Genomic DNA, 16,588 nt, shown 5'->3' with positions numbered 1-16,588 from the left:
GCCGGATACGCCGGCGTCGAAAACGAGCTGTTCTTCCGCCCCAACACCATGATGCTCTTCGGCGACGCCAAAAAGGTCACCGAGGAGGTCGTCAAGTCGATGGACGCGTAACCGGCGGAGCGCCACCCCTTCCCTGGACGCGCCGGGGAGGGGCGGCGCTCCCGGTCATGCGGCGCTGCCGCCCGGGGGGTCGAGCAACCGCGAACGCACGTCGTCCGGAGCCGCTTCCGCCCACACGAGGAGGGCGTCCAGGGCGGGGCACAAGGACTGCCCCCACGCGGTGAGCCGGTACTCCACCCGCGGCGGCACCTCGTGGTGGACGATGCGGGCCACGACGCCGTCCGCCTCCAACTGCCGCAACTGCTGGATCAGCATCTTCTGGGAGATGCCGGGAATCGATCGCTCGAGTTCCGAGAAGCGCAGCAGCTTTCCGCCGAAGAGCTGGAACAGGATGACCAGCTTCCACCGTCCTTCGAGGACGCGCAGGGCGTTCTGCACCCCCCGGGCGCCGGACGAGGCGGTGTAGGTCGGTCGCTTACTCATTGGTAAGTACCTTACTTTTTCGTGCGTTCTTGTCTCCTGGTGAGCATACCGGCATACCGTGGGCGGTCAACCCGTTCGACCCCAGACAGGGAGGGAGAGTCGCCATGACCGCCGGACTTCCGCCACCCATCCGCGCCTATTTCGATGCGAACGCCGTGTTCGACGTCGCCGCCATGCTCGCGCCGTTCGCGCGTGACGCCGTGGTTCGCGACGAGCGCCAGACGCATCAAGGCACGGATGCCCTGCGCGCCTGGATCGAGAGCGCGACCGTCGCCAGCCGGGCGATCGCCACGCCAACGGGGCACCGCCAGGATGGGAGCACGCACCACGTCGCCGCCGACGTCGCGGGCGCCTTTCCCGGCAGCCCGGTTTCGCTGACGTTCCGGTTCCGCCTGGACGCGGGTCGCATTGCCGCGTTGGGGATCGGATGATGGCCGGCGTCGATCCCGAAGAGTTCCTGGGCCGGCGGGTCGTCGTCACGGCGGGCACCAAGGGCGCCGGCGGCGCCACGGTCCGCCGCTTCGCCGCCGGAGGGGCGACGGTGATCACCGCCGCCCGCTCGGAGCGTCCCGATTTCGTTCCGGCCGCCGCCTTCGTGCGCGCCGACCTCAGCACGGCGGACGGGGTGGCCCGCTTCGCGGACGCCGTGGACACCCGCCTGGGCGGCGTCGACATCCTGGTGCACGTCCTGGGCGGCTCGACCGCGCCCGGGGGCGGATTCGCCGCGCTGGACGACGCGCGGTGGGCGGCCGAACTCGACCTCAACCTGATGAGCGCGGTGCGGCTCGACCGCGCGCTCCTGCCGGGCATGATCGGGCGTGGCGGCGGTGTCGTCGTTCACACGGCGTCGATCCAGCGTCGTTTGCCCCTGCCCGAGTCCACCACGGCCTACGCCGCCGCGAAGGCGGCGCTGGTGGCCTACAGCAAGGCGCTGTCCAAGGAGCTGGGTCCCAAGGGGGTGCGGGTCAACGTGGTGTCGCCGGGGTGGATCTACACCAGTGCTGCGGAGGCCATGGTCACGCGCATCGCCGCCAGCACCGGGACGAGCGAGGAGGCGGCGCGCCAAAGCGTTCTCGACGCGCTCGGCGGCATCCCCATCGGCCGACCGGCCATGCCGGAGGAGGTGGCGGAGTTGATCGCCTTCCTCGCGTCCAGCCGTGCCGCGGCGATCCACGGGACCGAGGTCACCATTGACGGAGGAACGGTGCCGACGGTCTGACCGCCGGTGGACGGCCGCGGGCCGTGAGGGGGGCGGTCAGTCCGTGCCGTCGATGGTCCGCACCAGCGCATCGCCGCGGTGGTGCAGCCACGCCACCGCCGGCGCCATGGCGGTGCCCAGACCGCAGCCGGCGGCGACGGTGGCCACCAGCACCGGAACCGCGACGGCGGTCTCCGTGGTGGTGGCGTTGGCCCCGGTGGCGATGATCGCGGCACCGCCGGCCAGCACGGTCACCGTCCCGGCCACCGTCCCGCCGACCATGCACAGGAAGCTGGAGAACTCGTCCTTGGACATGGTCGGGATCGGGGAATCGCCGACGGTCGGCCGCGGTCCGATCGACCAGTCGAAGAACGATTCGGCCCGCGCCGGCGATCCGCTGGGCAGGGCGACCATCAGGGCGGCCAGGACCGCGGTCAGGACGGCGGCCGTCGGGGTCGGAGCGACGAGGGAGCGGGCGGTGCGGCGGCGGGGCATCGGCGGAACCGGGGCAGTGGGCAGCGTCAACGCCGGCCAGGATACCAAAGATCGCCCCGCCCTGCGCCGTCCTTCTACTTCTTCACCCCGAAGCAGTGCTCCGGGCCGGGGAAGGTGCGGGCGCGCACCTCCGCGGCGAAGGCGGCGGCCGCCTCCGAGACGGTCTGGCCGAGCTGGGCGTATTTCTTGACGAATTTCGGCGTGAAGTCGCTGAACAGCCCGAGCAGGTCGTCGGTGACCAGGACCTGGCCGTCGCAGGCCGGCGAGCCGCCGATGCCGATGGTCGGCACCGCCACGTCCTCGGTGATGGCGCGGGCCAGGGGCTCCATGGTCCCCTCCACCACCATGGCGAAGGCGCCGGCCTCGGCGATCGCCCGGGCGTCGGCGCGCACCCGCTCCGCCACCGCCGGCTCGCGGCCCACCGCCTTGAAGCCGCCCAGCGTGTTCACCGACTGCGGCATCAGACCGACATGACCCAGCACCGGCACCCCCCGGCTGGTCAGGAAGGCCACCGTCTCGGCCATCTCGGCGCCGCCCTCGACCTTCACGGCCTGGGCGCCGGTCTCGGCCAGCACCCGGGCGCCCGCGCGGAACGCCTGCTGGGGCGATTCCTGGTAGCTGCCGAACGGCAGGTCGACGACCACGCAGGCGCGCCGCGAGCCGCGCACCACCGCGGCCCCGTGGGCGATCATCATGTCCAGCGTCACCGGGAGCGTCGAGTCGAACCCGTACACCACCATCCCCAGGGAATCGCCCACCAGCAGGACGTCCACATGGGGATCGAGGAGCTGCGCCATCGGCGCGGTGTAGGCGGTCAGCGAGACGATCGGGTCGCCGCCCTTGCGGGACCGCAGCTCGGGCACGCCGATGCGGCGCACGTCCTTGGTGATGCTCACCGTGAGGCACTCCCCGGAATCCACACCTTTGCGGTGTTTGTGTCGTTCCCAACGCAAAAACCGCCCGCACGCGACGCGCGGGGGCGGTTGATGACGTCTCAGTACGAGGTGCCGGCGCGGCGACCGCGCCCGACGACTAGTAGCCCTCGCGCTCCATGCGCTTGCGCAGCAGCTTGCGGGTGCGGCGGACCGCCTCCGCCTTCTCGCGCGCGCGCTTCTCCGAGGGCTTCTCGTAGTTCCGGCGCAGTTTCATTTCCCGGAAAATGCCCTCGCGCTGCATCTTCTTCTTCAGCGCGCGGAGGGCCTGATCGACGTTATTGTCACGGACCAGAACTTGCACGGTTGACCGTCATCCCTTCTCAGAGCCCTGAAGCGGGCCGCGTTTGGACATAAAGAGTGACAAGGCATGCGCAACCGGGCGCACCCCCTGGAGAGGAGGGGGGTATAGCACGGGCTCCCGCGCTTGTGAAGCCCGACCGTTGCCGACCGGGTGCTTTCTCCCAGATAATGGGGGATGGCCTTGCTCAAGATCGCCCGCATGGGGCACCCGGTGCTGCGCACCCCGGCCGAGCCGGTGCGCGACCCGACCGATCCCGAGGTGCGGCGGCTTGCCGCCGACATGATCGAGACGATGCACGACGCCCCCGGCGTCGGGCTCGCCGCGCCGCAGGTCCATGTCGGGCTGCGCATGGTGGTGCTCCGGGTGCCGGCCGACCGCTCCGGCGGCGAGGCGGTGGCCGACACGGTGCTGGTCAACCCGGTGATCGAACCGCTGGAGGACGAGGTCGTGCTGGGCTGGGAAGGGTGCCTGTCGATTCCCGGCCTGCGCGGCGTGGTGCCGCGCCACCGGACGGTCCGGGTGCGCGGCGTCGACCTCGACGGCAACCCGGTGGAGCGGGTGGCCGAGGGGTTCCACGCCCGGGTGCTGCAGCACGAGGTGGACCATCTCGACGGCATCCTCTACATCGACCGGATGCCCGACCTGCGCCTGCTGGCGTTCAACGAGGAATCGGAACACATCGCGGCCGCGCTGACGGCCTGATCGGGAGGGAGGACGCCATGGAGACCGCCGCCGAGATGGAGCGGGTGCGGGACGAGATCCTGGAGGCGACGCTGCCCAACGTCGTGTTCGACAGCTGGAGCACCCTGGCCCTGCGCGACGGCGCGCGGATGGCCGGGCACGACCCGGCCGCGGCACAACGGGCCTTCCCCGGCGGGGTGCGCGACCTGGTCGAGCATTTCGCGACCTGGACCGACCGCAGGATGCTCGACGCCATGCGCCGCCACCCGCTGGCCGAGATGCGCACGGGCGACAAGATCCGCCTGGCCGTGCGCTGCCATTTCGACGCGCTGGAGCCCCACAAGGAGGCCAAGCGGCGTCTGCTGGCCTGGCTGGCCATGCCGCAGAACATTGGGCTGGGGCTGACCCTGCTGCACCGCACGGTGGACGCCATGTGGTTCGCCGCCGGCGACGAGTCCACCGACATCAACCACTACACCAAGCGGGCGACGCTGGCCGCCGTGCTCAGCGCCACCACCTTCTACTGGCTGGACGATTCCACCGAGGGCCACCAGGACTCCTGGGAGTTCCTCGACCGCCGCCTGGCCGACGCCATGGGCGTGGGCCAGGCGGCGGCCCGCCTGCGCGGCGTCGGCGGCCTGCTGTGGCGCCTGCCCAACCCGGTGCGGTTCGCCCGCCAGATGCGCCAGCGCACCGCCTCGGCCCAGGCCGCCAACGCCACCGTCCACATGGCCGAGAACATCTGAGCGGCCGCGGCCGGCCGCAGGGCCGGTCGCTCACCAGCGGATCGGCGGCAGCGACGCGACCTTCAGCGGCCCGATGTAGACTGCCCCGTTCCCGATGGTGACCGGGGCGGCGACCACCGGCTCGCCGGTGTCGGCCGCCGGCCGCGACAGCATGCCGACGATGCCCTGGGCCAGGCGGGCCTGCGCCTCGCCGAGCCGGCCCTCCACCGCCGACAGCACCTGGCGGGCGCCGCGCACCTCGGCCGCCACGGTGCCCTTGGGCTGGAGCGCGTCGTCCAGGGCCAGGGTGCCGTTCGCCGCCACCTTGAGCGGGCCCCAGTGGAGCGCCAGCCGATCCAGTTCCACCGTGCCGCCGGCACGGCTCCAGGCCGCCACCCCGGCCGGCTGCGGGCGGGGCAGGGCGCCCTGCACGCGCAGCTCGGCCTCGGCGCGCTCGATCACCGGGCCCAGCGGGTGTGACGCCAGCGACGGCGCGCGCAGCCCCTCCACGGTGACGCTGGCGGCCAGCGCCGTGCCCCCGGCGGCGGCCGGGGGCACGGCGGGCTGGGCCAGAACGATGCCCAGCCCGCCGATGCTGGCGGCGTTGCGCGCGCCGTCGGTGGCGGCGGTCAGGTCGGCGAAGCGGAGCCGGACCTCGAGCGGCTGTCCGGCGGGGCCGAGGTGGAGGGTGCCGCCGCCGCCGCCGGGGGCGGTCACGGTCACCGCGGGGCCGCCCGGATCGACCACCCGCAGGCGCTGCGGGCCGGGCAGGGTCAGGGCGATGCGGGTGTGGTTCCAGGGCCGGGCCTCGGCCGCCAGGGCGCTGCCCTGCCATTCGAGACCGCCGCGGGTGATGCCGGGCGACTCGACGACCGCCCTCACCGCAAAGGGGAATCCGTTCACCGAGAGGCCGGCGTAGGTGACGGTGACGCCCTGGGCCGCCTGCTGGCGCGCCCAGGCGGCGACACCGTCGGCGACGCTGCGCGCCACCACCCACCACCAGACGGCGTAGGCGGCGGCGGCGAGGACGAGAAGCGCAAGCGCGCCAAAGCCGAGCGAGCGTCCGAGGCGCATGGGGCTGGTGTCCGGTGGTTCGTTGCCAGCCGGTTATAGCCCTCCGCGTGGCGGGCATGCTACGATTCGCCACGCCGGAGTCGCCGCCGCCCGTGCCGCCACATTGGGATCATGCTGCTCACCGACCGATCCGACCGACATCCGTTTCCCGTCGATGCGCCCGTGGGGCCGGCCCCGGCCTGGTCCGCCGACATCGCCGTGCCCCCCGGGCAGGATCTCTGGGTGTTCGGCTACGGCTCGCTGATGTGGAACCCCGGATTTCCGTTCGAGGAGCAGGCCCTGGCGGTGCTGCGCGGCTATCACCGGCGCTTCTGCATCGCCTCGCACCGCTACCGCGGCACCCCGGAACGCCCCGGCCTCGTGCTGGGCCTCGACCGCGGCGGCTGCTGCCGCGGCATGGCGTTCCGGGTCGCCGCCGCGTGCGTGCCGCCGGTGCTCGACTACCTCTGGGACCGCGAGATGTTCACCCGCGCCTACCAGCCCCGGCTGCTGCCGGTGCGGCTGGGCTGCGGCCGGCCCGCGACCGCCTGCGCCTTCGTCGTCGATCGCTCCCATCACCAGTACCGCGGCGGGCTGGGCGTCGACGCCGCCGCCTCGGTGATCGCCGGCTGCGCCGGCGAGCGCGGCGCCAACATCGACTACCTCGCCAACACGGTGGCCCACCTCGACCAGCTCGGCATCCGCGACGCCCGGCTGGCGGCGGTGCTGGCCGCGGCGCGCCGTCACGCCGGGTGAGGCGCGGCGCCGGCTGGCGGGCCGGCGGCGGCGCCCCATATGGGGGCCATGCGGCACCTTCTTCCGATCCTTCTGGCGGTCCTGCTCGCCGTGCCCGCGCGGGCGGCGGACCTGCATCATGAGCTGGAGGTCGACCTCGACCCCGCGGCCGGCCGGCTCACCGTCACCGACCGCCTGACGGCGCCGCCCGGCCGCCAGCTCTTCCTGCTCGCGCCCGACCTGCGCGTCGACTCCGCGCAGGCCGGCGGGGCGCCGGTCGCTTTCGAGCGCAGCGGGGAGGCCCTGGCGCTGGAGGTGCCGGGCGGCGGCGGGCCGGTCACCCTGCGCTACGGCGCCAGCCTGCCCGGCTTCGCCGCGGCGCAGGGCGGCGCCCTGCGCGCCGATGCCGACGGCGCCTTCCTGTCGGGCGGCTGGCTGCCCATGCTGCCCGGCCGCACGCCGAGCTGGCGGCTCACCGTCCGCGTGCCGGCCCCCCATGTGGCGGTGGCGACGGGGCGGCTGGTGGAGGAATCCCGCGACGCCGGCACCTACCGGGCGGTGTTCGCCGAGGACCGCCCGGTGGAGGAGCCCTCCCTGTTCGCGGGGCCGTGGACGGTGGAGGAGCGGCCGCACCGGGGCCTGCGCCTGCGCACCTACCTCCACCCCGAGCAGGCGGCGCTGTCGGAGGCGTTCCTGGAGCAGGCGGCGGCGACCATCGACCGCTACGCCGCGCGCATCGGCGCCTACCCCTTCGCCGGATTTGCGGTGCTGTCGGCGCCAATTCCGGTGGGCTACGGCTTCCCCGGCCTCACCTACATCGGGCGGCGGGTGCTGCCGCTTCCCTTCGTGCGGGGCCAGTCCCTCGACCACGAGATCCTGCACAACTGGTGGGGCAACGGGGTGCGGGTGGGCGGCGACGGCAACTGGGCGGAGGGTCTGACCACCTACATGGCCGACCACGCCGCGGCCGCGGCGCGCGGCGCCGACACCGCCCTGCGACTCGACTGGCTGCGTGACTACGCCGCCCTGCCGGCGGACCGCGACGCCCCGTTGACGGCGTTCCGCGCCAAGGTGCACGACGCCGCCCAGGTCGTCGGCTACGGCAAGGCGGCCTTTCTCTTCCACATGCTGCGCCGGGAGGTCGGCGAGGCGGCCTTCACCGCGGCGCTGCGCCGCTTCTGGCGGGAGCACCGATTCACCGCCGCCGGCTGGGCCGAGTTGCGCGCCGCCTTCGAGGCGGAGACCGGCGGCGACCTCGGCCGGTTCTTCGCCCAGTGGCTGGAGCGCACCGGCGCGCCGGAGCTCGGCCTCGCCGATGCCCGCGCCGGGGCCGGGGGCGTCACCGTCTCCCTTGCCCAGTCGCCGCCGGCCTACGCCCTGTCGGTGCCGGTGGTCGTCGAGACCGACGCCGGGCCGGTGCGCCACACCGTGCGGCTGGAGGGTCGGGAGACCACCGCCACCCTGGCGGTGGCCGGCACGCCACGGGCCGTCGCCGTGGACCCCGGGGTCGACCTGTTCCGCCGGCTGGCCCCGGGCGAGGCGCCGCCGATCCTGCGCGACGTCACCCTGGACGCCGCCGCGGAGGTGGTGGTCGCCACCGGGGACGCCGGTGCGGACGCCGGCGCGGCGGAGGCCGCGGCGGCGGCGCGCGCCCTGGCGGAGCGGTTGATCGACGGGCCGGGCGACGCCGTCCCCGCCGATCAGCGCCAGGGCCTGCGCCCCCTGGCGCTGATCGGCACCACCGGGGCGGTGGCGGCGGTGCTCGCCGCCGAGGGGTTGGGGGGTGTTCCCGACGCGGTGGCCGGCCGGGGCACCGCGCGGGTGTGGACGGTGCGCACCCCGGAGGGCCGCGACGCGCTGGTGGTGGCCGCCGCCGACGCCGCGGCCCTCCAGGCCTTGCTGCGGCCGCTGCCCCACTACGGGCGGATGAGCTGGCTGGTGTTCGACGGCGCCCGCGCGGTCGACCGCGGCGTCTGGCCCCCGGCCGCGAGCGCCCTGCGCGCCACCGTCGAGTGACGGCGTTCGGATTAGCCCCGAAGCGTCCGCCGCGGCGGCGTCCGATCATGCCCGTTCGTGCGTTCATCCTTCGAACACCCACCATTGGGAGAGGGATGATGTCACGAACGTCGAAGGCGGCGCTGGCGACCGCCATCGCCCTGTCGCTGCTCGCCGGCCCGGCGCTGGCCGCCCCCGGCGACGTCCACAGCGTCACGGCCGAGCGGGTGAACCTGCGCTCCGGCCCGTCGGACGACGCCTCCATCCGGTCCACCGTGGTGCGCGACGACCAGGTCATCGAGTTGCGCCAGGAGGGCAACTGGACCGGCGTGCGCGTCGTGGACACCGGGGAGGAGGGATGGATCTTCTCCGACCTGCTGCGCCAGCGCCAGGCCAGCACCCTGGGCGGCGCCTCCAGCGGGGCCAGCGGCGAGATCCCCGCCGCGACCCGCGCCGACGCCGGCTTCAACCGGCTGTCGCCCGGCTTCGACAGCATGGTCGCGCGGATCGGCGAGGAGTTTGGCTACCGCTTCGCCGAGACCGTGGAGCAGAGCGGCAATGGCGGGCTGCGCGTGGTGCCCACCGAGGCGTGGGTCTACAACTCGAGCCGCGAGGCCAAGCTCTACGCCGCGCTGGCCGTCTACGCCATGTGGAAGAACTACAACAACGGCCGCCCGGTGGACATCGCCGTCGGCCCGTCGGGGGCCGGCGCCATCACCATCCAGGACGAGGCCGACGGCCCGGTGCTGGGGCTGCCGCTGGTCGGCGCCTCCCAGTAGGCGGCCACCGCCGGCCGGGCGCAAACACGAAAAGGGCGCCCGTTGCCGGGCGCCCTTTTTCGCTCGGACCCGCCGTCCGGCGTTACTTCTTCAGGCCGAAGCTCGCGAAGCGCTTGTTGAACTTGGCGATCTGGCCGCCGGTGTCGAGCAGCTTCTGCACGCCGGTCCAGGCCGGGTGCGACTTCGGGTCGATGTCCAGGCGCAGCGTATCGCCGGCCTTGCCCATGGTCGACCGGGTCGTGAACGTGGTGCCGTCGGTCATGACGACATTGATATCGTGGTAGTCGGGGTGGATGTCTTTCTTCATGGCCGCGGTCCTCGAAAAGCGAGCGGGGTTTATAGCGAAGAGAGTTCGCGGGCGCAACCGCTTCCTTGGCATTTGCGGGATGCGCCTTGAGGCGGGGGCGCGGGGGCGCTATATGCGCGGTGTATTGCCTCATGCCTATGTCTTCGAGCCCCCGTCAAGGACGTCCGGTGCCCCGCGATCTCCCCGAAGCCGACCGAGCCGCCGCCGCACGGCGCAGCCTGACGCCGCTGCGCCGGCTGATCCCTTTCCTGACGCCCTACCGCTGGCAGATCGCCGGCGCGGCGCTGGCGCTGACCGTCGCGGCGGCGACGGTGCTCGGCCTCGGCCAGGGCATGCGCGTGCTGGTGGACCAGGGCTTCGCCGAGGGCGACGCCGGGCTGCTCGACCGCGCGCTGCTGGTGCTGCTGGGGGTGATCGTGCTGCTGGCGGGGTCCACCTACGGGCGCTTCTACCTGGTGTCGTGGATCGGCGAGCGGGTGGTGGCGGACCTGCGCCGCGCCGTCTACGACCACGTGCTGCGGCTGTCGCCGGGGTTCTTCGAGACCACGCGCACCGGCGAGATCCAGTCCCGCCTGACCACCGACACCTCGGTGCTCCAGGTGGTCGTGGGCTCCTCGGTCTCCATCGCCCTGCGCAACCTGCTGCTGTTCGTCGGCGGCACGGCCATGCTGCTGGTCACCTCGCCCAAGCTGACCGGGCTGGTGTTCCTGGTGGTTCCGCTGGTGGTGGCGCCCATCATCGTCATCGGCCGCCGGGTGCGCCGCCTGTCGCGCGACAGCCAGGACCGGGTGGCCGACATCGGCGCCCACATCGACGAGACCCTGGGCGGCGTGCGCACGGTGCAGGCCTACACCCACGAGGCGGTCGAGCGCGGCCGCTTCGCCGGCCGGGTCGAGGACGCCTTCGCCATCGCCGTGCAGCGCGTGCGCATGCGGGCGATCATGACGGTGATCGTCATCGTCCTGGTGTTCGGGGCCGTCGGCATCATCCTGTGGATCGGCGGGCACGACGTGCTGGCCGGGCGGATCACCGCGGGCCAGCTCTCGGCCTTCGTCATCTACGCCGTGGTGGTGGCCGGCTCGGTCGGCGCCATCAGCGAGGTGATCGGCGACCTGCAGCGGGCGGCCGGCGCCACCGAACGGCTGTTCGACCTGCTGGCGACCGAGCCCGACATCCGTCCGCCGGCGGCGCCGCAGCCGCTGCCAACCCCGCCGCTGGGCGCCGTCGCCTTCGAGGACGTGCGGTTCCATTACCCCTCGCGCCCCGACGACGCGGCGCTGGAGGGGTTCTCCCTCGGCGTGGCGCCGGGCGAGACGGTGGCGCTGGTCGGTCCCTCGGGGGCCGGCAAGTCCACGGTCTTCCAGCTCCTGCTGCGCTTCTACGATCCCCAGGCCGGCGTGGTGCGGGTCGACGGGGTCGACGTGCGGGCGGCCGACCCGCAGGACGTCCGCCGCCGCATCGGCCTGGTGTCCCAGGACCCGGTGATCTTCTCCGCCGACGCCTGGGAGAACATCCGCTACGGCCGGCCCGACGCCTCCGACGCCGAGGTGCGCGCCGCCGCCGACGCCGCCAACGCCCTGGAGTTCCTGGAGGCGCTGCCCGACGGGCTGGCGACCTTCCTGGGCGAGAAGGGGGTGCGGCTGTCGGGCGGCCAGCGCCAGCGCATCGCCATCGCCCGCGCCATCCTGCGCAACCCGCCGATCCTGTTGCTCGACGAGGCGACCTCGGCGCTCGACGCGGCCAGCGAGCGCATGGTGCAGGACGCGCTGGAGCGGTTGATGCGCCAGCGCACCACCCTGATCGTCGCCCACCGGCTGGCGACCGTTCTGAACGCCGACCGCATCGCGGTGATCGAGCGCGGCCGCATCGTCGCCAGCGGCCGCCACGCCGAGCTGATCCGCGAGGGCGGCCTCTACGCCCGCCTGGCCGCCCTGCAGTTCGACAGCGCGGCGGAGCGGTCGCGGACCGACTGACCGCCATGGGCCGGGCCGGCGCGGGGCCTGCGTGCCCCCTGGGCGGGTGTCATGGCGGTGGGGCCGCGGGGGCGACGCCGGTTCGCGGGTCCGCCGTCGCGATGCGCCCCGGCAGGACCCCCTCGACGCCGCGGCCTCACCCGGTCATCCTGGCGGCAGCGCGCGCCGCTGGCGGTGGGGAGGGCAGGGCATGACCATTCTGGTGACGGGCAGCGCCGGCCATCTCGGCGAGGGGATGATGCGGCGGCTGCGCGAGGGGGGAACGGCGGCCCTCGGCCTCGACGTCCGCCCGTCGCCCTTCACCGACCGGGTGGGCTCGATCACCGACCGCGCCGTCCTCCGGCGCTGCATGGACGGCGTCGAGGGCATCGTGCACGCGGCGACGCTGCACAAGCCCCATGTCGCGACCCACGGCCCCGCCGCCTTCGTCGACACCAACATCGCCGGGACCCTGGCGCTGCTGGAGGAGGCGGTGGCCGCCGGCGTGCCGCGGGTCGTCTTCACCAGCACCACCAGCGCCTTCGGCGCCGCCCTCACCCCCGCACCGGACGCGCCCGCCGCCTGGATCACCGAGGAGGTGGCGCCGGTGCCGAAGAACATCTACGGCGTGACCAAGGTCGCCGCCGAGGACCTGTGCGAGCTGTTCTTCCGCCGCCACGGGCTGGCGGTGATCGTCCTGCGCACCTCCCGCTTCTTCCCCGAGTCCGACGATGATCCCGCGGTGCGCGCCCGCTTCGACCCGGGGAACGCCCAGGCCAACGAGCTGCTGCACCGCCGGGTCGACCTCGCCGACGTGGTGGAGGCCCACCGGCTGGCCCTGGAGCGGGCACCGCGGATCGGCTTCGCCCGCTTCATCGTCTCGGCCACCACCCCCTTCACACGGGGCGACCTGGCGGCGCTGCGTGCCGACGCGCCGGCCGTGGTGGCCCGCCTGTACCCGGAGCAGCCCGCCCTGTACGCGTCCCGCGGATGGTGCATGGCGCCCACCATCGACCGGGTGTACGTCAACGAGCGCGCCCGCACGCTGCTGGGCTGGCGGCCGCGCCACGATTTCGCCCAGGCCCTGGCGGCGCTGCGCGAGGGGGCGGATCCGCGCAGCCCGCTGGCCCGCGCCGTCGGCAGCAAGGGCTATCACGACGTGGTCTTCGCGGATGGGCCGTACCCGGTGGATTGAGGGGGCCGGCGGGTCGGGCGGATCAGCGCCGTCCCGTGAGGTCGACGTACTTCGCGACCTCGCCGTCGCAGCTGCGGCTGACCCGCTCGTACTCGTCGACCGTGTCGATGCGCGCCTGCCGGCGTTCGCGTTCGCGGGCGAAGGCGTCGAGGACGCGCTTCAGCTCCTGCTCCACGGGGCGGCGCAGGGCGGACAGCACCTGGCTCTGGCTGCGGCCGCGCTTCGTGCCGACGCGGTCGACCACCGCCTGCAGGCGCCGGCGGACCGTGGGGCGGTATTCCTTCAGCAGGGCGGTGTCCACCGCCACGTGGCGCATCTCGTGCTGCAACACCTCGTTGTGGATGCAGCTCCCGGTCGGCAGCTCGCGCGCGACGTGGACCGTCCGTTCCTCGGCCCCGAAGGTCACCTCGACGCTGGACAGCGCCCCGCACACGCTGCCGTCGGGCTGGCGCTGATAGGCGATGGCGACTTCGGAGCGCTCGCGGAACGTGGCCTGGGCGAGGCCCAGCACATGGCCGCGGCCGGCCCCCCGCGGTCCCGGGGCGCGTCCCGGCAGGGAGGCGAGCTGGCGGACCGAGCGGCCGAAATCGCGGGTGATTGGGGCGTCATCGAACCGCACCGTCAGCTCCGGCGGGTCGAAGGCCGGGCACTGCCCGCGTTGGGCCGCCGCCGGGACGGCGCCGAGCAACGTGGCGCCGACACCGGCAAGGGCGAAGAGGAAGGCGGGGCGGCAGGGCACGGTCATGGCACCAATGTCGGGCCGGCCGCGCCCCGGACAAGCCTTGGCCGCGCCTCAGCCCGGACGGCCGGGGAACAGGAAGCGCGTCTTCAAGGTGCCGTCGATGGCCCGCAGGTCGTTCAGCACCTCCTGCTCGTCGGCGTTGCCGTCGACGTCGATGACCACGTAGCCCAGCTCGGGATCCGTCTGCAGGTACTGGGCGGCGATGTTGAGGTCGCGCGACGAGAACACGTCGGTGATCCGGCGCAGCACGCCGGGCACGTTGCGGTGGATGTGCAGGAAGCGGGTCGCCCCGTCGTGGGTCGGCAGGGTCACCGGCGGGAAGTTGACCGAGCCGACGGTTGAGCCGTTGTCGGAGTATTCGATCAGCTTCTGGGCCACCTCGGTGCCGATGTTCTCCTGCGCCTCCATGGTCGAGCCGCCGATGTGCGGCGTCAGGATCACGGTGTCGCGGCCGCGCAGCGGGCTCTCGAACGGCTCGCCCTCGCCCGACGGCTCCTTGGGGAAGACGTCGAGCGCCGCGCCGAGGATGCGGCCCTCGTCCAGCGCCCGGGCGAGCGCGTCGATGTCGACCACCTTGCCGCGGGCGAGGTTGATGAGGAAGCTGCCGGGCTTCATGGCGCGCATCTGCGCCGCGCCGAACATGTTGCGGGTGTGCGGGGTGTCCGGGACGTGCAGGGTGACCACGTCGGACATGGCCAGCAGTTCGTCCATGCTGTTGCAGGCCTGGGCGTTGCCCAGCGCCAGCTTGCGCGCGATGTCGAAGTAGCGGACCTGCATGCCCATCGCCTCGGCCAGGACCGAGACCTGGCTGCCGATGTGGCCGTAGCCGACGATGCCCAGGGTCTTGCCGCGGATCTCGAACGAGTTCTTGGCGCTCTTGGACCAGCCGCCGCGGTGCACCTCGTTGGACTTCGCGAAGATGCCGCGCATCAGCATGATGACCTCGCCGATCACCAGCTCCGCGACCGAGCGCGTGTTGGAGTAGGGGGCGTTGAACACCGGGACGCCGTGGGTGCGGGCGGCCTTGAGGTCGACCTGGTTGGTGCCGATGCAGAAGCAGCCGACGCACATCAGACGTTGGGCGGCGTCGAGCACGCGGGCCGTGAGCTGGGTGCGCGAGCGGATGCCGATCATGTGCACCGAGGCGATGCGCCGCACCAGTTCGTCCTCGTCCAGCGCGTGGGGCAGGCGCTCCACGGTCGCGTAGCCGCGCGCCGCCAGCTCGCTGATGGCGTTGTCGTGCACCCCCTCCAGCAGGAGGATGGAAATCTTGTCCTTGGAAAGCGAAAGCTTGGTCACGGCGGCAATCCTCGTGTCGCGGTCCCGCACCATCCAAACGGGCCGACGACCGGGGCAAATCGTCGCGCAGCCCCACGGGAGCGGCGGGACAGTAGCGGCAAGCATGCGCCTTTGTCACGGGCTTCGGCGCCGCTGCAAGGCCGCTTGGCGCCCGGCGCAGGGCGCGCTATCTCTGGCCGGACCGACAACACCGGGGGGAGCAGGCGGGAATGGCGAGGGACACATCCAGGACGGCGCGGGCGGCCGCGGCAGCGGCGGCAGCGGGGGGCGCGGCGGCGCTGGCGCTGCTGCTGCCGGCGGCCGCCGGCGCGGCGAGCTTCCGCTGTTCCGAGGCGACGCGCCCGGTCGAGGAGCTGATCTGTTCCCAGCCGGAGCTGTCGCGGGCCGACGAGGTCATGGGCGAGGCCTTCGCCGCGCTGTTGAAGGCCGCCGGCGAGCAGAACCTGGACAAGAGGCTGCTGGAGCGGCTGCGCGCCGGGCAGCGCGACTGGCTGCGCTGGCGCGACCGCACCTGCCCCGTCCCCGCCGGGGCGGTGACCCCGGGCGAGTTGACGGGGCTGGGCGACTGCCTCTTCGCGCTGACCAGCGCGCGCGCCGGCGACCTGCAACGCCTCGCCGACGGCCTGCCGCTGAGCGCCCTGGTGGACCCGCAGCCGATCCAGGAGAGCAACGCCGAGGCCCGCTACGAACTGGACGTCACCTATCCCGCGCTGGACCCGTCGGTGCGCGGCGCCGAGGGCTTCAACGCGCTGGTGGAAAAACGCATCCAGGAGCGGGTGGAGGCGTTCCGCGCGGAGGCCGCCGCGGCCGAGCCGATCGAGGATTTCCGGTCCGGCCTGACCATCGCCTATGACCTGTCCTTCATGTCGCCCCACCTCCTGTCCATCGCCTTCGAGGTCTCGGAATTTCCCGCCGGCGCCGCCCATGGCCTGACCATCCACGAAGGCTTCCACTACGACCTGGACGCGGGCCGGGAACTGAACGCCGCCGACCTGTTCCGTCCCGACAGTGGCTGGCAGGCGGCGGTGGCCGGCCACGCCATGGCCGAGTTGCGCCGCCAGGGGCGGGTCGAGGATTTCGAGCTGTTCGAGGGTGCCGAGGAGGTCGTGGCCCAGGCGGTCGCCGACCTGTCGGACTGGCGGCTGGAGGCGGAGATGGCGACGGTGGTGATCGACCCCGCGTCGGTCGCCGCCTACGTCATCGGCCCGCGCGAGGTCAGCATCGGCTACCCGCTGCTGGTCCCCTTCCTGCGGCCCGACGCGCCGCTCCCGCCCAAGCGCTGACGCCGGAGGCCCCCCGCATGTCCGACACCGTGACCATCTACCACAACCCGCGCTGCTCCAAGTCGCGCCAGACCCTGGAGCTGCTGCGCGCCCACGGCGTGGAGCCGGTGGTGGTGGAGTACCTGAAGACCCCGCCCGACGCGGCGGAGTTGACCCGCATCCTCGCCGCCCTGGGCAAGCGCCCGGGTGATCTGCTGCGGTCGAAGGAGGCCGCCGAGGCCGGCATCGACCGCACCCTGGATGATTCGGCCCTGGTTGCCGCCATGGTGGCCCACCCGGCGGTGATCGAGCGCCCCATCGTCGTCAAGGGCGACCAGGCCCGTGTCGGGCGTCCCCCGGAAAGCGTGCTGGAGATCGTGTGAACGGCGCG

20 protein-coding genes are annotated in these 16,588 nt (G+C 73.3%); 12 read left to right on the top strand and 8 right to left on the bottom strand.

Going from position 1 to position 16,588, the window contains the following annotated elements; translation table 11 throughout:
* Positions 1–111, top strand: a 111-nt coding sequence (locus AC6H2I_RS24035) for an NAD(P)(+) transhydrogenase (Re/Si-specific) subunit beta (protein WP_497503291.1), incomplete at its 5' end; no start/stop codon positions are given.
* A gap of 54 nt (positions 112–165) precedes the next feature.
* Here AC6H2I_RS24035 and AC6H2I_RS24030 read toward each other — a convergent pair.
* On the bottom strand, positions 166–543 hold the full coding sequence (locus AC6H2I_RS24030) for a winged helix-turn-helix transcriptional regulator (protein ID WP_497503289.1): 378 nt from the start codon (positions 541–543) through the stop codon (positions 166–168).
* Positions 544–647: 104 nt separating this feature from the next.
* On the opposite strand from AC6H2I_RS24030, the gene AC6H2I_RS24025 reads away from it, so the two are divergent.
* Both AC6H2I_RS24025 and AC6H2I_RS24020 read left to right on the top strand, forming a co-directional pair.
* A complete protein-coding gene (locus AC6H2I_RS24025) occupies positions 648–974 on the top strand; it encodes a nuclear transport factor 2 family protein (protein WP_497503288.1) in 327 nt (108 codons plus the stop codon).
* The gene (locus tag AC6H2I_RS24020; protein ID WP_497503287.1) at positions 974–1,762 is read left to right on the top strand and encodes an SDR family oxidoreductase; all 789 of its coding nucleotides are present in this window, start codon (positions 974–976) and stop codon (positions 1,760–1,762) included. The genes AC6H2I_RS24025 and AC6H2I_RS24020 overlap by 1 nt, the downstream gene beginning before the upstream one ends.
* 36 nt (positions 1,763–1,798) lie before the next feature.
* Here the strand turns inward: AC6H2I_RS24020 and AC6H2I_RS24015 are convergent, their stop codons facing one another.
* From AC6H2I_RS24015 to rpsU, 3 genes are all read right to left on the bottom strand, one after another.
* Positions 1,799–2,236 carry a hypothetical protein gene (locus tag AC6H2I_RS24015; protein WP_497503286.1) on the bottom strand — a complete coding sequence of 146 codons (438 nt, stop codon included), beginning with the start codon at positions 2,234–2,236 and terminating at the stop codon, positions 1,799–1,801.
* 74 nt (positions 2,237–2,310) lie between these two features.
* Entirely contained in the window at positions 2,311–3,132 is an 822-nt protein-coding gene (gene panB / locus AC6H2I_RS24010; protein ID WP_497503285.1) for a 3-methyl-2-oxobutanoate hydroxymethyltransferase, read from the bottom strand.
* A 136-nt stretch (positions 3,133–3,268) separates the two neighbouring features.
* Positions 3,269–3,472 carry a 30S ribosomal protein S21 gene (gene rpsU, locus AC6H2I_RS24005; protein WP_012974546.1) on the bottom strand — a complete coding sequence of 68 codons (204 nt, stop codon included), beginning with the start codon at positions 3,470–3,472 and terminating at the stop codon, positions 3,269–3,271.
* A gap of 174 nt (positions 3,473–3,646) precedes the next feature.
* Between rpsU and def the strand changes: the two genes are divergently transcribed.
* Together def and AC6H2I_RS23995 are read left to right on the top strand one after the other, a co-directional pair.
* Positions 3,647–4,174 (top strand): peptide deformylase, encoded by a 528-nt coding sequence (gene def, locus AC6H2I_RS24000; protein WP_497503284.1) that lies wholly within the window; start codon positions 3,647–3,649, stop codon positions 4,172–4,174.
* A gap of 17 nt (positions 4,175–4,191) precedes the next feature.
* Positions 4,192–4,899 (top strand): COQ9 family protein, encoded by a 708-nt coding sequence (locus AC6H2I_RS23995; RefSeq protein WP_497503283.1) that lies wholly within the window; start codon positions 4,192–4,194, stop codon positions 4,897–4,899.
* A 30-nt stretch (positions 4,900–4,929) separates the two neighbouring features.
* Here the strand turns inward: AC6H2I_RS23995 and AC6H2I_RS23990 are convergent, their stop codons facing one another.
* Complete coding sequence (locus tag AC6H2I_RS23990) at positions 4,930–5,952, bottom strand: DUF2125 domain-containing protein (protein WP_497503282.1); 1,023 nt, start codon at positions 5,950–5,952, stop codon at positions 4,930–4,932.
* Positions 5,953–6,114: 162 nt separating this feature from the next.
* Between AC6H2I_RS23990 and AC6H2I_RS23985 the strand changes: the two genes are divergently transcribed.
* The 3 genes from AC6H2I_RS23985 (at position 6,115) to AC6H2I_RS23975 (ending at position 9,440) form a co-directional block, all read left to right on the top strand.
* Positions 6,115–6,687: a gamma-glutamylcyclotransferase gene (locus AC6H2I_RS23985; protein WP_497503281.1), complete on the top strand. Its 573-nt coding sequence runs from the start codon at positions 6,115–6,117 to the stop codon at positions 6,685–6,687.
* A gap of 48 nt (positions 6,688–6,735) precedes the next feature.
* Complete coding sequence (locus AC6H2I_RS23980; RefSeq protein WP_497503280.1) at positions 6,736–8,682, top strand: M1 family metallopeptidase; 1,947 nt, start codon at positions 6,736–6,738, stop codon at positions 8,680–8,682.
* 98 nt (positions 8,683–8,780) lie between these two features.
* Complete coding sequence (locus tag AC6H2I_RS23975) at positions 8,781–9,440, top strand: SH3 domain-containing protein (protein WP_497503279.1); 660 nt, start codon at positions 8,781–8,783, stop codon at positions 9,438–9,440.
* A gap of 82 nt (positions 9,441–9,522) precedes the next feature.
* On the opposite strand, the gene rpmE is transcribed toward AC6H2I_RS23975, so the two are convergent.
* Entirely contained in the window at positions 9,523–9,747 is a 225-nt protein-coding gene (rpmE, locus tag AC6H2I_RS23970; RefSeq protein WP_497503278.1) for a 50S ribosomal protein L31, read from the bottom strand.
* A 167-nt stretch (positions 9,748–9,914) separates the two neighbouring features.
* Here rpmE and AC6H2I_RS23965 point away from each other — a divergent pair, with 167 nt between their 5' ends.
* Complete coding sequence (locus tag AC6H2I_RS23965) at positions 9,915–11,720, top strand: ABC transporter transmembrane domain-containing protein (protein ID WP_497503277.1); 1,806 nt, start codon at positions 9,915–9,917, stop codon at positions 11,718–11,720.
* A gap of 190 nt (positions 11,721–11,910) precedes the next feature.
* Positions 11,911–12,894, top strand: coding sequence for an NAD-dependent epimerase/dehydratase family protein (locus tag AC6H2I_RS23960; RefSeq protein ID WP_497503276.1), 984 nt, complete (start codon positions 11,911–11,913; stop codon positions 12,892–12,894).
* Positions 12,895–12,916: 22 nt separating this feature from the next.
* Here AC6H2I_RS23960 and AC6H2I_RS23955 read toward each other — a convergent pair whose 3' ends face one another.
* Both AC6H2I_RS23955 and serA read right to left on the bottom strand, forming a co-directional pair.
* Positions 12,917–13,639, bottom strand: a complete 723-nt coding sequence (locus tag AC6H2I_RS23955) for a hypothetical protein (protein ID WP_497503275.1) — start codon at positions 13,637–13,639, stop codon at positions 12,917–12,919.
* A gap of 48 nt (positions 13,640–13,687) precedes the next feature.
* Positions 13,688–14,935, bottom strand: coding sequence for a phosphoglycerate dehydrogenase (gene serA / locus AC6H2I_RS23950; RefSeq protein ID WP_497503274.1), 1,248 nt, complete (start codon positions 14,933–14,935; stop codon positions 13,688–13,690).
* Positions 14,936–15,144: 209 nt separating this feature from the next.
* Here serA and AC6H2I_RS23945 point away from each other — a divergent pair, with 209 nt between their 5' ends.
* Positions 15,145–16,218 carry a lysozyme inhibitor LprI family protein gene (locus tag AC6H2I_RS23945; RefSeq protein ID WP_497503273.1) on the top strand — a complete coding sequence of 358 codons (1,074 nt, stop codon included), beginning with the start codon at positions 15,145–15,147 and terminating at the stop codon, positions 16,216–16,218.
* Positions 16,219–16,235: 17 nt separating this feature from the next.
* Entirely contained in the window at positions 16,236–16,580 is a 345-nt protein-coding gene (gene arsC, locus AC6H2I_RS23940) for an arsenate reductase (glutaredoxin) (RefSeq protein WP_497503272.1), read from the top strand.
* Positions 16,581–16,588: the final 8 nt, after the last annotated feature.

This window comes from Azospirillum sp. NS33 (genome assembly GCF_059703765.1).
The sequence above is the reverse complement of the archived record's forward strand: the minus strand, read 5'-3'. Positions and strand labels throughout refer to the sequence as shown.